Source organism: Streptomyces sp. NBC_00271 (genome assembly GCF_036178845.1).
Taxonomy (GTDB): domain Bacteria; phylum Actinomycetota; class Actinomycetes; order Streptomycetales; family Streptomycetaceae; genus Streptomyces.
The window spans coordinates 4,953,192-4,966,675 of record NZ_CP108070.1 but is presented as its reverse complement, the minus strand read 5'-3'; the positions used below and the strand labels follow the sequence as shown (position 1 = coordinate 4,966,675).

At 72.0% G+C, this 13,484-nt stretch carries 10 protein-coding genes, 1 tRNA gene and 1 pseudogene; 11 read left to right on the top strand and 1 reads right to left on the bottom strand.

Features of this window, described 5'->3' with window-relative positions; all coding sequences use genetic code 11:
* Positions 1–4 precede the first annotated feature (4 nt).
* The 10 genes from OG798_RS22895 to OG798_RS22850 all read left to right on the top strand — a co-directional run bounded on the left by OG798_RS22895 (position 5) and on the right by OG798_RS22850 (position 11,588).
* Positions 5–949 (top strand): carbohydrate ABC transporter permease, encoded by a 945-nt coding sequence (locus OG798_RS22895; protein ID WP_267061973.1) that lies wholly within the window; start codon positions 5–7, stop codon positions 947–949.
* A gap of 2 nt (positions 950–951) precedes the next feature.
* Positions 952–1,800 (top strand): carbohydrate ABC transporter permease, encoded by an 849-nt coding sequence (locus OG798_RS22890; protein WP_435864088.1) that lies wholly within the window; start codon positions 952–954, stop codon positions 1,798–1,800.
* A gap of 1 nt (position 1,801) precedes the next feature.
* Entirely contained in the window at positions 1,802–3,442 is a 1,641-nt protein-coding gene (locus OG798_RS22885; RefSeq protein ID WP_328757614.1) for a beta-N-acetylhexosaminidase, read from the top strand.
* Between the two features lie 280 nt (positions 3,443–3,722).
* A complete protein-coding gene (locus OG798_RS22880) occupies positions 3,723–4,616 on the top strand; it encodes an FAD binding domain-containing protein (RefSeq protein WP_054229664.1) in 894 nt (297 codons plus the stop codon).
* Complete coding sequence (locus OG798_RS22875; RefSeq protein WP_328757613.1) at positions 4,613–6,247, top strand: 2Fe-2S iron-sulfur cluster-binding protein; 1,635 nt, start codon at positions 4,613–4,615, stop codon at positions 6,245–6,247. Before OG798_RS22880 ends, OG798_RS22875 begins: the two co-directional genes overlap by 4 nt.
* Entirely contained in the window at positions 6,244–8,550 is a 2,307-nt protein-coding gene (locus OG798_RS22870) for a xanthine dehydrogenase family protein molybdopterin-binding subunit (RefSeq protein ID WP_095854369.1), read from the top strand. The genes OG798_RS22875 and OG798_RS22870 overlap by 4 nt, the downstream gene beginning before the upstream one ends.
* The gene (locus OG798_RS22865; RefSeq protein ID WP_179436551.1) at positions 8,547–8,714 is read left to right on the top strand and encodes a hypothetical protein; all 168 of its coding nucleotides are present in this window, start codon (positions 8,547–8,549) and stop codon (positions 8,712–8,714) included. The genes OG798_RS22870 and OG798_RS22865 overlap by 4 nt, the downstream gene beginning before the upstream one ends.
* A gap of 219 nt (positions 8,715–8,933) precedes the next feature.
* Positions 8,934–10,112: an SUKH-4 family immunity protein gene (locus tag OG798_RS22860; protein ID WP_095854370.1), complete on the top strand. Its 1,179-nt coding sequence runs from the start codon at positions 8,934–8,936 to the stop codon at positions 10,110–10,112.
* Between the two features lie 191 nt (positions 10,113–10,303).
* Positions 10,304–10,813 (top strand): SigE family RNA polymerase sigma factor, encoded by a 510-nt coding sequence (locus OG798_RS22855; RefSeq protein ID WP_095854371.1) that lies wholly within the window; start codon positions 10,304–10,306, stop codon positions 10,811–10,813.
* A 61-nt stretch (positions 10,814–10,874) separates the two neighbouring features.
* The gene (locus OG798_RS22850) at positions 10,875–11,588 is read left to right on the top strand and encodes a hypothetical protein (protein ID WP_267061969.1); all 714 of its coding nucleotides are present in this window, start codon (positions 10,875–10,877) and stop codon (positions 11,586–11,588) included.
* Between the two features lie 122 nt (positions 11,589–11,710).
* Here the strand turns inward: OG798_RS22850 and OG798_RS22845 are convergent.
* Positions 11,711–11,782: transfer RNA gene (locus tag OG798_RS22845), tRNA-Cys, on the bottom strand.
* Positions 11,783–12,000: 218 nt separating this feature from the next.
* Between OG798_RS22845 and OG798_RS22840 the strand changes: the two are divergent.
* Positions 12,001–13,475, top strand: a pseudogene (locus OG798_RS22840) (MFS transporter).
* The last annotated feature ends 9 nt before the right edge of the window (positions 13,476–13,484 follow it).

Genomic DNA, 13,484 nt, shown 5'->3' with positions numbered 1-13,484 from the left:
GCGGATGACCACGCAAGAGGCCGTCGCCCAACCGGTCACGGTCGCGAAGGCCGTGGCCACCCTCCCCGGCCGCCGGCGCGCCCGCTGGACCCCCTGGCTCTACCTCGCCCCCGCCCTCGTCGTCCTCGGAGCCCTGCTCGTCTACCCCATCTACCAGCTCGGCCTGATCTCGCTCCTGAAGTACACCCAGGCACAGGTCAGCGGCGGCGAACCGACCGCCTTCGAAGGGTTCGGCAACTACACCACCCTCTTCGCCGACGACCAGTTCTGGCAGGTCCTGATCGCCACGCTGGTGTTCGCGGCGGCCTGCGTGCTCTCCACCCTGGCCGTCGGCTGCGCCCTCGCCGTGCTCCTCACCCGCGTACGGGCCCTGCCGAGGCTCGCCCTGATGCTGGCCGCGCTCGGCGCGTGGGCGACCCCGGCGGTCACCGGGTCCACGGTCTGGCTGTTCCTGTTCGACCCCGACTTCGGGCCCGTCAACCGGGTCCTCGGAATCGGCGACCACTCCTGGACGTACGGGCGCTACAGCGCCTTCGTACTCGTCCTGCTCGAAGTGGTCTGGTGCTCCTTCCCGTTCGTGATGGTGACGGTCTACGCGGGGATCCGCGCCGTACCGTCCGAAGTGCTGGAGGCGGCCGCCCTGGACGGCGCCTCGCAGTGGCGGATCTGGCGCTCGGTGCTCGCCCCGCTGCTCCGCCCGATCCTGGTGGTCGTCACCATCCAGTCGGTCATCTGGGACTTCAAGGTCTTCACGCAGATCTACGTGATGACGAACGGCGGCGGCATCGCCGGGCAGAACCTCGTGCTGAACGTGTACGCCTACCAGAAGGCCTTCGCCTCCTCGCAGTACGGCCTCGGCTCGGCGATCGGCGTCGTCATGCTGGTGATCCTGCTGGTGGTCACGCTGGTGTACCTGCGGCTGCTGCGCAGGCAGGGGGAGGAACTGTGAGCCTGATACCCGGCTTCGTATGGCGTCCCCGGCGCCCCTGGCGGCTCGCCGCGGAGGCGTCCGCGCTGCTGATCGCGGTGGTCGTCGCCTTCCCCCTCTACTGGATGGTGCTCGGCGCCTTCAAACCGGCCGGGGAGATCGAGTCCACCGAGCCCCGGCCGTGGACGCTTTCGCCCTCCCTGGATTCCTTCCGGCGCGTCTTCGGGCAGCAGGAATTCGGCCGTTACTTCGTCAACAGCCTTGTGGTGGCGGGGTCCGTGGTCGTCGTCTCGGCGCTGATCGCGTTTCTCGCGGCGACGGCGGTCACCCGATTCCGCTTCCGTTTCCGGACCACCCTGTTGATCATGTTCCTGGTCGCGCAGATGGTGCCCGTCGAGGCGCTGACGATCCCCCTCTTCTTCCTGATGCGGGACTTCGGCCAGCTGAACACGCTGGGCTCGCTGATCCTGCCGCACATCGCCTTCTCGCTGCCGTTCGCGATCTGGATGCTGAGAGGTTTTGTGAAGGCGGTTCCCGAGGCGCTGGAGGAGGCCGCGTACATCGACGGGGCGAGCCGTACGCGATTCCTCTGGCAGATCCTTTTCCCGCTCGTCTTCCCGGGGCTGGTGGCCACGAGCGTCTTTTCCTTCATCTCGGCCTGGAACGACTTCCTGTTCGCCAAGTCCTTCATCATCAGCGACACCTCGCAGTCCACCTTGCCGATGGCCCTCCTCGTCTTCTACAAGCCCGACGAGCCGGACTGGGGCGGCGTGATGGCGGCGTCCACGGTGATGACGATTCCCGTACTCATCTTCTTCGTACTCGTACAGCGACGCCTGGTCTCCGGCCTCGGCGGAGCGGTGAAGGACTGACGTGAACGATGTGATTCCGGCGCCCCGCGCCGTCGAGGGCCCCATGCGCTGCGGGGTAGAACTCGACGCTGAGACCACCCTGTGGGCCGCTCCCGGCACGGACACCACGGAGCGCTGGCTGCGCGCCACGCTCGGCGCCGCGCTCGGCCTGCCGCTGCGACCAGGGCCCCAGGACGCCCGCAACGCCGTACGGCTGCTCCTCGACGACACCCTGGAGCCGGAGGCGTACAAACTCAGCGTCGTCGTCAACTGGGGCATCGAGATCCGGGGCGGCGGCGCGGCCGGGGTCTTCTGGGGTGCGCAGACGCTGCGTCAACTCCTCGGCCCCGACGCCTTCCGCCGCGCCCTCGTCCGGCCGGGGAGGACGTACGGAATCGCGCACCAGATCATCGAGGACGCCCCTCGATTCCCCTGGCGCGGTGTCATGCTGGACGTCTCCCGGCACTTCATGCCCAAGGACGGCGTCCTGCGTCACCTCGACCTCATGGCCGCCCACAAACTCAATGTCTTCCACTTCCACCTCACCGACGACCAAGGCTGGCGTGTCCAGATCAAGCGGTATCCGAAGCTGACGGAGGTCGGATCCTGGCGGGCGCGCACGAAATTCGGCCATCGTGCCTCGCCCCTGTGGGAGGAGAAGCCGCACGGGGGCTTCTACACGCAGGACGACATCCGCGAGATCGTCGCGTACGCGGCCGAGCGGCATATCAGTGTCGTCCCCGAGATAGACATCCCGGGGCACTCGCAGGCCGCCATCGCCGCGTATCCGGAACTGGGCAACACCGACGTCATCGACACGACCTCCCTGACCGTCTGGGACACCTGGGGCATCTCCAAAAACGTACTCGCCCCCACTGACAACACCCTGCGCTTCTACGAGGGGGTGTTCGAGGAACTCCTGGAGCTCTTCCCTGCGGACGCCGGCCCGTTCTCGGGGTTTGTGCACATCGGCGGCGACGAGTGCGCCAAGGACCAGTGGAAGCAGTCGCCGACCGCGCAGGCGCGCATCGGGGAACTGGGGCTCGCGGACGAGGACGAGTTGCAGTCCTGGTTCGTCCGGCACTTCGACAACTGGCTCTCCGCACGCGGGCGCCGGCTGATCGGCTGGGACGAGATCCTGGAGGGCGGGCTGGCCGAGGGGGCGGCGGTGTCCTCGTGGCGCGGCTACCAGGGCGGCGTCACGGCCGCCCGCGCCGGCCACGACGTGGTCATGTGCCCCGAGCAGCAGGTCTACTTGGACCACCGTCAGGCCGCGGGCCCGGACGAGCCGGTGCCGATCGGATATGTCCGCACCCTGGAGGACGTCTACCGCTTCGAACCCGTTCCACCCGAGCTCACCGAGGCGGAGGCACGGCATGTGCTGGGCACTCAGGCGAACGTGTGGACCGAGGTGATGGAGGACCCTGCGCGCGTGGACTACCAGACCTTCCCCCGGCTCGCGGCCTTCGCCGAGGTCGCCTGGAGCGCCCTGCCCGCCCCCGCCGAGCGGGACTTCGCCGACTTCGAGCGGCGGATGGCCGCCCACTACGGGCGACTTGACGCCCTGGGCGTGGCCTACCGCCCGCCCACGGGCCCCCTTCCGTGGCAGCGGCGCCCAGGTGTGCTCGGACGTCCTATCGAGGGGGCGCCCCCAAACGTGTGAGGTGACCCCCGACCGGCGTGTCACGGCCCGTTCGCCCCGACGCAGTGGCCCCACAAGGCAAAAGGCACCCAAGGGCCACCGAAGAGTGGCAATTCGTACTGACCGGCGATGCCGTAGGAAAACGGACCATCTCCCTGGTGAGGGGGCGAATGCCTCCTAGCGGACCCCCGCGTCGAGGGCCGGGGAAGATGTGCCAGAGTTGCCACGTCCGCCCTGTCAGCACGTACCGTACGCGCAACACAGGTGGGACCAGGTGGGGCAGCGGGAAGGGGCAGCCGGTTTGACCACGCACGCACCGCAGGCGGCGCAGGCCGTGACGCTGCCCGCCTCGCTCGACGAGGCAGTGGCGGCGCTGGCCGCCATGCCCGCCGCCGTCCCCGTGGCCGGCGGCACCGACCTCATGGCCGCCGTCAACTCCGGACAGCTGCGGCCCGCCGCGCTCGTCGGACTCGGCCGGATCAGCGAGATCCGCGGCTGGCAGTACCAGGACGGCCACGCGCTGCTCGGCGCCGGCCTCACCCACGCCCGCATGGGGCGCCCCGACTTCGCGGCCCTCATTCCGGCGCTCGCCGCCGCCGCGCGCGCCGCGGGACCGCCGCAGATCCGCAACGCGGGCACCCTGGGCGGCAACATCGCCTCGGCGGCTCCCACGGGGGACGCGCTGCCCGTGCTGGCCGCCCTGGAAGCCACGCTGATCATCGCGGGCCAGGGCGGAGCCCGCCGTGAGATTCCGGTGTCGCACCTGCTCGCGGGCATGGAGATGCTCCGCGGCGGCGAACTCATCGGCTACGTGCGTGTGCCGCTGCTGCACGCGCCGCAGGTCTTCCTGAAGGCGACCGGACGCACCGGCCCCGGGCGCGCCATCGCGTCCGTGGCGCTCGTCCTGGACCCGGCGCGGCGCGGAGTGCGATGCGCCGTGGGCGCCATAGCGCCGATGCCGCTGCGGCCCCTGGACGCGGAGGCGTGGGTCGCCCAGCTGATCGACTGGGACAACAACCGGGCGATCGTGCCGGAGGCGCTCAACGCCTTCGGGGAGTACGTCGCCGCGGCCTGCATTCCCGATCCCGTCCCGGCCGAGGACGGCTCCGTACAACAGCTTCCGCCCGCCGTACTGCACCTGCGACGCACCGTCGCCGCGCTGGCCCGACGAGCACTGGGGAGGGCACTGTCGTGACCGACGACCAGCACGGAGAGAGCACTCCGCGGACCAGCGGCAGGTGGGACCCCCTCCCGCAGGGGGACTACGACGACGGCGCCACCGCCTTCGTCAAGCTCCCCGAGGGCGGAATCGAAGCCCTTTTGGCGGAACGTGAGACGCCTCTCGCGGCGCCCGGCCACGGCTATGTGCCCCCCCGGATCACCACGACGCCCCCGGCGGCCGACCCCGGGGCGACGGGCACCTGGGGCGCGCCGGCCGAGGCCGTCCAGTGGCCGGACCCCAACGCTGCGCACCAGGAAGCCGTACGCCACGAGACCGGGCGCCAGGAGTCCGGGCATCAGCAGGCCGCGCACGACGGGTTTTCGTACCACCCCGGCGCCACCGGGCAGTGGGACTTCGGGGAGGCCACCCGGGAGGGTGCCTCCTCCGGTCATCACCCGGCCGACGCGCCTGGACACGACGTCACCGGACAGTGGTCGATCCCGGTCGCCGTGGGTGATCTTCCGGACGAATCGGGCGAGTTCACCACGTCGGCCCTGGTCGAGCAGTGGGGCGGCACCCCGCCCGCCACGCTCCCCGGCGGTGCGGCGGCGCCCTGGGCGACCTCGGAGATCGGCGAGCCGTGGTCCGCCGCACCGCGCGCGGCGACCCCCGAGGCCCCGGGGGCCTCTGAGGGCCCCGTGGAGCCCGCGCGGCACACGCATGCGGAATCGGCCGCCGAGGCCGCCCAGGCGGCCGCGCAGGCCGCTCACGAGGCTCCTGAGCCGGTCGCCGGGCCCACGCCCGCGACGGCCGAGGCGTACGGGACCCCGGACGGGGCCGGACCGGACTCCGACCCGGCCATGCGGACTGCTCGGGCAGCGGTCCCGGAGGACTCCTCGGAGTACCGTTCGGAGCATCCTCCCGAGCACCCTTCGGAGCACCCCGAGACCCCGGCGCCGGACGCCGCCGGTGCGGAGGCGGGCGACCCCGACACCTCTGCGCCTCCCCCGCACGACGAACACCCCCTGGCCTCCTACGTCCTGCGCGTCAACGGCGCCGACCGCCCCGTGACCGACGCCTGGATCGGCGAGTCGCTGCTCTACGTCCTGCGCGAGCGCCTCGGCCTCGCGGGCGCCAAGGACGGCTGCTCGCAGGGCGAGTGCGGAGCCTGCAACGTGCAGGTGGACGGGCGGCTCGTGGCGTCCTGCCTGGTGCCCGCCGTCACCGCCGCGAGCAGTGAGGTGCGTACGGTCGAAGGCCTCGCCGCCGACGGACAGCCCTCGGACGTGCAGCGCGCCCTCGCCAAGTGCGGCGCGGTGCAGTGCGGTTTCTGCGTCCCGGGCATGGCCATGACCGTGCACGACCTCCTCGAGGGCAACCCGGCCCCCACCGAACTCGAGACCCGCCAGGCGCTGTGCGGCAACCTGTGCCGCTGCTCCGGCTACCGCGGGGTCTTGGACGCCGTACGCGAGGTCGTCGCCGAACGCCAGGCGCACAGCGCGGGCGCCGCCGAGGCCACACCGGACGCGGACGAACCGCGCATCCCGCACCAGGCGGGGCCCGGCGCGGGCGGCGTCAACCCCTCGGCGTTCGAGGACCCTTCTCCGTACGACTCCCAGGCGCCGTATGAGCAGCCGTACGGCCAGGACGGAGGCCAGGCGTGAGCAACGAGACCGCGACCGCGACTTCCGCGGCACCCGAAACCGGCCCCGAGCCGCTGCCGCACGGGCTCGGCGTGTCGCTGCCCGCCGCTGAGGCCCGCGCCAAGACGGAGGGCACCTTCCCGTACGCGGCCGACCTGTGGGCCGAGGGCCTGCTGTGGGCGGCCGTGCTGCGCTCGCCGCACCCGCACGCGCGCATTCTGTCCATCGACACCAGCCACGCGCGCGAGATGCCCGGCGTACGGGCGGTCATCACCCACGAGGACGTGCCCGGCTCCGCCCTGCACGGCCGCGGCCGTGCGGACCGCCCGGTGTTCGCCTCCGAGGTCGTACGCCACCACGGCGAGCCCATCGCGGCCGTCGCCGCCGATCACCCGGACACCGCGCGGATGGCCGCCGCGGCCGTCATCGTCGAGTACGAAGTACTCGACCCGGTGACCGACCCGGAGCAGGCGTTCGAGGCCGAACCCCTGCACCCCGACGGCAACCTGATCCGGCACATCCCGCTGCGCCACGGCGACCCGGACGCGGTCGGCGAGGTCGTCGTCGAGGGCCTGTACCGCATCGGCCGCCAGGACCCGGCCCCGATCGGCGCCGAGGCCGGACTCGCCGTGCCCCGCCCGGACGGCGGCGTCGAGCTCTATGTCGCCTCCACCGATCCGCACACCGATCGCGACACCGCCGCCGCCTGCTACGGCCTGGAGCCCGAGCGGGTGAAGGTCGTCGTCACCGGAGTGCCCGGCGCCACCGCCGACCGCGAGGACCAGGGCTTCCAGCTCCCGCTCGGCCTGCTGGCCCTGCGGACCGGCTGCCCCGTGAAGATCACCGCGACCCGCGAGGAGTCCTTCCTCGGCCACGCCCACCGGCACCCCACCCTCCTGCGCTACCGCCACCACGCCGACGCCGAGGGCAGGTTGGTGAAGGTCGAGGCGCAGATCCTGCTCGACGCGGGCGCCTACGCCGACACGTCCGCCGAGTCGCTGGCCGCCGCGGTCTCCTTCGCCTGCGGTCCCTACGTCGTCCCGAACGCCTTCATCGAGGGCTGGGCCGTGCGCACCAACAACCCGCCCTCCGGCCATGTGCGCGGCGAGGGCGCCATGCAGGTCTGCGCCGCCTACGAGGCGCAGATGGACAAGCTCGCCAAGAAGCTCGCCCTCGACCCCGCCGAACTGCGCCTGCAGAACGCGATGGCCACCGGGGACGTGCTTCCGACGGGCCAGACGGTGACCTGCCCGGCCCCGGTCGCCGAACTGCTCCAGGCCGTACGCGACTACCCCCTGCCCGCGCTCCCCAAGGACACCCCCGAGGACGAGTGGCTGCTCCCGGGCGGCCCCGAGGGAGCGGGCGAACCCGGTGCCGTACGCCGCGGGGTCGGCTATGGCCTCGGCATGGTCCACATGCTCGGCTCGGAGGGCGCGGACGAGGTCTCCACGGCCACGGTCAAGGTCCACGACGGTGTCGCCACGGTGCTGTGCGCGGCCGTCGAGACCGGCCAGGGCTTCACCACCCTGGCCCGCCAGATCGTCCAGGAGACCCTCGGTATCGACGAGGTGCACGTGGCACCGGTCGACACCGACCAGCCGCCCGCGGGCCCCAGCTGCCGCGGCCGCCACACCTGGGTGTCGGGCGGAGCGGTCGAACGCGCCGCGAAGATGGTCCGTACGCAGCTCCTGCAGCCCCTGGCGCACAAGTTCGGCATGTCCACGGAGCTCCTCCAGATCACCGACGGCAAGATCACCTCCTACGACGGTGTGCTCTCGACGACCGTCACGGAGGCGATGGACGGCAAGGAGCTGTGGGCCACCGCGCAGTGCCGCCCGCACCCGACCGAGCCGCTGGACGAGGCGGGCCAGGGCGACGCCTTCGTGGGCCTGGCCTTCTGCGCGATCCGCGCGGTGGTGGACGTGGACATCGAACTGGGCTCGGTACGGGTGGTGGAGCTCGCGCTCGCCCAGGACGTCGGCCGGATCCTCAACCCCGCCCAGCTCACGGCCCGCATCGAGGCGGGCGTGACCCAGGGCGTCGGTGCCGCGCTCACGGAGAACCTCCGCACCGCCCGCGGTCTGGTCCGCCACCCCGACCTCACCGGTTACGCCCTCCCGACCTCCCTGGACGCCCCCGACATCCGCATCGTCAAGCTCGTCGAGGAGCGCGACGTCGTCGCCCCCTTCGGCGCGAAGGCGGCCAGCGCGGTGCCGGTCGTGACGTCCCCGGCGGCCGTCGCGGCCGCCGTACGGGCGGCGACGGGCCGCCCCGTCAACCGCCTCCCGATCCGTCCGCAAGCCGCCGTGGTGACCACGTCATGACCACCCCCGAGCCGACGACCCGCGACTTCGAGCCGACGACGACCCACGACCCCGAGCAGCCGCGCTACGAGCCCCCGCCGAGCGTCGGGAAGCTGGCGCTGTGGGTCCTGCTGTTCGTCGTCGCGGCCGTGGTGGTCGTCCTGGGCGGCCTGTACCTCACCTGAGCCGGGCGGCGGCCGCGGCTGATCGTCGGTGTCGGCCACGACCGGGCGCCCCCCGATGGCTTGAACCCGCGTGTTTCCGGGCCGTGCGCCCTGCGTGCCTGCGGGTTTCCGGCGTTGTCAGTGGGGCGGCGTATGGTTCTCGGTCAGTGGGGAAGTGCCGCTGGGCGGCGGCGAGTTCCCCGCGGGAAGCACATATGCGTTCACATGCGCGGGGGAGCCATGAGCACGACTGACACCGATGTCGTCGGCGCGATCACGCTGACCGAGGACGAGCTGGATCCATACATCACGCACACGGACACACGGCAGTGGCTGACGGGGCCCGGGCTGCCGGCCGAGGGCACGCTGCTGAGCTTCGGCGCCCTGCGGGAGCACGGGCTGCGCAGGGTCGCCGACCTGGCCGGTGACGCCGACAAACTCGCCACGGAGCTCCAGGACCAGCTGGTCGTGGGAGCCCTGCGGACCTTCGACCGGGACCTGGAGTCGATCGTCCTGGACGGGGCGACGGGGAAGGTCGCCACGACGTACTTCTTCTCCGACCCGGCTCTGATGGACCTCGCGCCCCTGGCCCCCTCCCTGGAAGCCCTGGTGCGCTTCTCGGCGGCGACGGAGGAACTGACGGCGTCCCGCGGACGGTTCGCCTCCCACGAGGGCCGGTTCGGCCCGAAGGCGGTCACGGAGGCCTCCGAGTCCCTCGCCGCGGTCTTCGAGGCGGGCGCCGGCGGCGAAGTGGCGCCGTACTGGCGGATGGCCGCCCTGATCCGCCCCCTCGCCCGGATCGCCGGCCCCGGCGAGGGCCTCGTCCTCGACCTGCCCAAGCGGCTGCTGGACGAGGAGTTCGGCGCGGGCGCGATCATGCGCTTCGAGGACGTCGACTTCCCGCCCGCGCTCGTGCACGAGCCGACCCGTCGCTTCCTGCGCGAGACCGGCCTGCCCGAGGACGGCCTCCTCTTCCAGCTGGACACGGAAGTGCCCCTGCCGGCCCTCGCCGACTACTACGCGGACCAGCGCCCCGACGACTTCTCCGCCGACGAACTCCCTCCGACGGCCGACCGCCTGATACGCCTCGGCTACCTCATCGAGGACACCAGCCTCGTGGTGGACGGCACCACGGGCGCGGTCCTCGCCTGGAGCGAGCCGGACATCACCCTGCGCCCCCTCAACGCCGACATCTCCACCCTCGCCTTCACGCTCTGGCTGCTCCACCGAGAGAAGGCCCTCGACGCGACCCACGACCTCACCGACTCCTACGAACAACTGGCCGCCACCATGGCCCAGACCCTCGCCACGGTCGACCCGATCGCCTGCGACCCCACCCCCACGCTGGAGGGCGACGACGGCTGGCGCTACTGGCCGGAGATATTCGAGGACGAGGCGGGCGGCACCCTCCACGGCTGAGACGGGTGCGGTTCGCTTCGAGGGACGCCTGATCAGGGAACCGTGCCGGCTCCGCGCGACCCTGCTCAGGCCCGACGCCGACGTCGCCGAAGGGAAGTTCGCCTGACGCGGCCAGATTTCTGCTTCTCGGGGTGGGACGTAACCCCGCGGCCACAGCGTCTTCAGAGTGTGGACGACGAACAGGATCTCGGATGAAGCGCCGGTACGAAGAGGAATTCATGGCGTTCGCCGCTGCGCGATCCGCACCTCTGTTTCGCTCTGCGTGCGTGCTCACCAGCGGTGATGTGCACCTCGCGGAGGACCTGGTGCAGGACACGCTGGGCCGGACGTATGCCAACTGGCGCAAGATCGCGCAGGTGGACGACCCGGCGGCCTACACCCACACCGTCCTCGTACGGACCTACCTGTCCTACCGCCGCCGGCGCAGCAGCTCCGAGCAGCCCACCGACACCCTGCCGGACTCCGGTGCCGCCACCCAGCACGACGCCACGCTGCGGGTCACGTTGCTCGATGCTCTCGGCCGGCTCTCCGCCCGGGACCGGGCCGTGCTGCTCCTGCGCTACTGGGAGGACCGCAGCGTCGAGCAGACCGCCGCGATCCTTCAGGTCCGGCCGGGCGCGGTACGCAACCAGAGCATGCGCGCGCTCGCCCGGATCCGGGACCTTCTGGGCCACGAGCTGTCCGAACTCGTCAGCCCCTGACCCCGGTGCCGCGGCACCTACCTCGCCCTCTTCACCGACCCCCGAAACACGGTGACCCGTCATGCCCATCGAAGAAGACTTCACCGAAGCCCTCCGCACCACCCTCCTGACCTTCGAGCCGCCCAACACCCCGTCGCTTCTGCAGGCCGGCGTCCGCAACGGCCGGCGCAGGCGCCGCCGCCGCGCCACGGCCGTCGGCGTGAGCGGAGCAGCCGTACTCGCGCTCGTCGGGCTCGGCGCGGCGGTCGTTCCCGGACTGCTGTCCGACGGGCGAACGGCCGACCACACGATCGCCCGACCGGCGGCCTCGGCAACCACCGGCTCGGCCACGGCATCCGCCACCCCGAAGCCGACCTTCACCGGCACACTGCCCGTCGACCGCGCGCTCGCCACCCTGACCGCGCTGCTGCCGACCGGCCTGACCCATTCGAGCCCGCCCGGCGGCCGGCAGTCCGGGCAGCTGTGGGTGGACGACGGCCACGGCAAGTCGCTGCTCGAGGTGCACGTCTCCCGGCAGACCTCCGCCAGCGCGATCCGCAGCCACGTCTTCGCCGGCACGAAACCCTTGGCCGACGGCACCCTGATCAAGTCCCGGCAGGCACCACCCGGAACGGACCCCGGGCACGAGACGGTGAACGTGCTGCATCCCGACGGGCTCTACGTCACCATCATGGAGTGGCAGGCACCGAGCCAGAACGGCCCCGCGACCCGTACCACGCCGATCCTGACACCGGCCCAACTGCGGGTCATCGCAACCAGCTCGCAGTGGCAGTAACGCCCGCAGCGGCCGGGGTCGACGGTCTGCGGCCAACCGAGACGGGGACTGACACGAACGGCAGCTGGGTCGGTCCTCCCACGGAGGACCGACCCAGCTGTATGCCCTGGTCAGGGCATGGGAGGCCGTGGCGGGAATTGAACCCGCGTAACTCGCTTTGCAGGCGAGCCCCTGAACCACTCGGGCACACGGCCGTTCTCAGGTGCGGCACGGCTCACTCGTTCCGAACCTGATGGGTTGAACGTAGGCGGGGCGGAGGGTGGGCTCAAGAGATGCGGGAGCGCTGCAACGGGACTGCCATACGCCGTTCATGAACGCCGGTTCCCGGACCTGCGGCGTACGACCAAAGGCCCAGGTGATCACGGTCTTTGGACAGGAGTCACTGTCAGTGGTGGCCCTTACGCTGGCGGCCATGACAGCGCTGGAAGCACGCGATGCCGCGGCCGCCCCGCCCGAGGGCAAGGGGGAGGGGGGTGTGCTGAGCCGTCCCTATCGGGCGCTCAGCATCGGGATCGTGTTCGTGGAGCTGCTGATCGCCTTCGAGGCGACGGCCGTCGGGACGGCGATGCCCGTCGCGGCGCGGGAGCTCGACGGGGTGTCGTTGTACGCGTTCGCGTTCTCGGCGTATTTCACGACGAGCCTGTTCGGGATGGTGTTCGCCGGACAGTGGGCGGACCGCGACGGGCCCCTGGCGCCGCTGACCACGGGGATCACGGCCTTCGCGGCGGGACTGCTGCTGTCCGGGACGGCCGGGACCATGTGGCTGTTCCTTCTCGGGCGGGCGGTGCAGGGGCTCGGCGGCGGGCTGGTCGTCGTGGCGTTGTACGTCGTCGTGGTGCGGGCCTACCCGGAGCGGCTGCGCCCGGCGATCATGGCGGCGTTCGCGGCGAGCTGGGTGATTCCGTCCGTGGTCGGACCTCCCCCACTGCCTTAAGGGCGTGGGAGGTGCCCCCAATCGCGGGCACGGTCACCGAGCACCTGGGCTGGCGCTGGGTGTTCACCGGGATACCGGTGCTGGTCGTGTTTCCGCTGGCGCTCGCGCTGCCGCGGATACGCCGGCTGTCGTCCGGGCGGTCGGCGGACGCGGGGACCGCCGGGCGCGTGCCCTTCGAGCGGCGGCGCATCCGGCTGGCGCTCGGGATCTCGCTCGGCTCCGGACTCCTCCAGTACGCCGCCCAGGACCTCGACCCGCTCTCCCTCGTCCCTGGCCTCGCGGGCGCCGCGCTGCTCGTCCCGGCCGTCCTCGGGCTGCTGCCGCGCGGCACCTACCGGGCGGCGCGCGGGCTGCCGTCCGTGGTGCTGCTGCGCGGGTTGGCGGCCGGTTCCTTCATCGCCGCCGAGTCCTTCGTGCCCCTCATGCTGGTCACCCAGCGCGGCCTGTCGCCGACGCTCGCCGGGTTCTCCCTCGCGGCGGCCGGCGGGACCTGGGCGCTGGGGTCGTATGTGCAGTCGCGGCCACGCACGGAGCCGTACCGGGACCGGCTGATGTTCCTCGGGATGGTGCTGCTCGCGGCTGCCGTCGCCGCCGTGCCCAGCGTGCTGATCCCCGCTGTGCCCGTGTGGACCGTCGCCGTCGCCTGGGGGTTCGGCTGCTTCGGGATGGGGCTGGTGATCGCCTCGACCAGCGTGCTGCTGCTGCGCCTCTCGACGCCGAAGGAAGTCGGCTCCAACTCCGCCGCGCTCCAGATCTCCGACGGCCTCTCCACCATCGTGCTCCTCGCGGCGGGCGGCGCGGCGTTCGCGGCGCTGGGCGGCGGCAAGGTCGCGGCGACGGCCACCGCGACGGCCGACGGCTCCCACCCCACCGCGTTCGCCGCCGTGTTCCTGCCGATGGCCGGGGTGGCGTTGGTGGGGGCCTGGGTGACGACGCGCTTGCGAGAGCGGTGATCCGGAAAG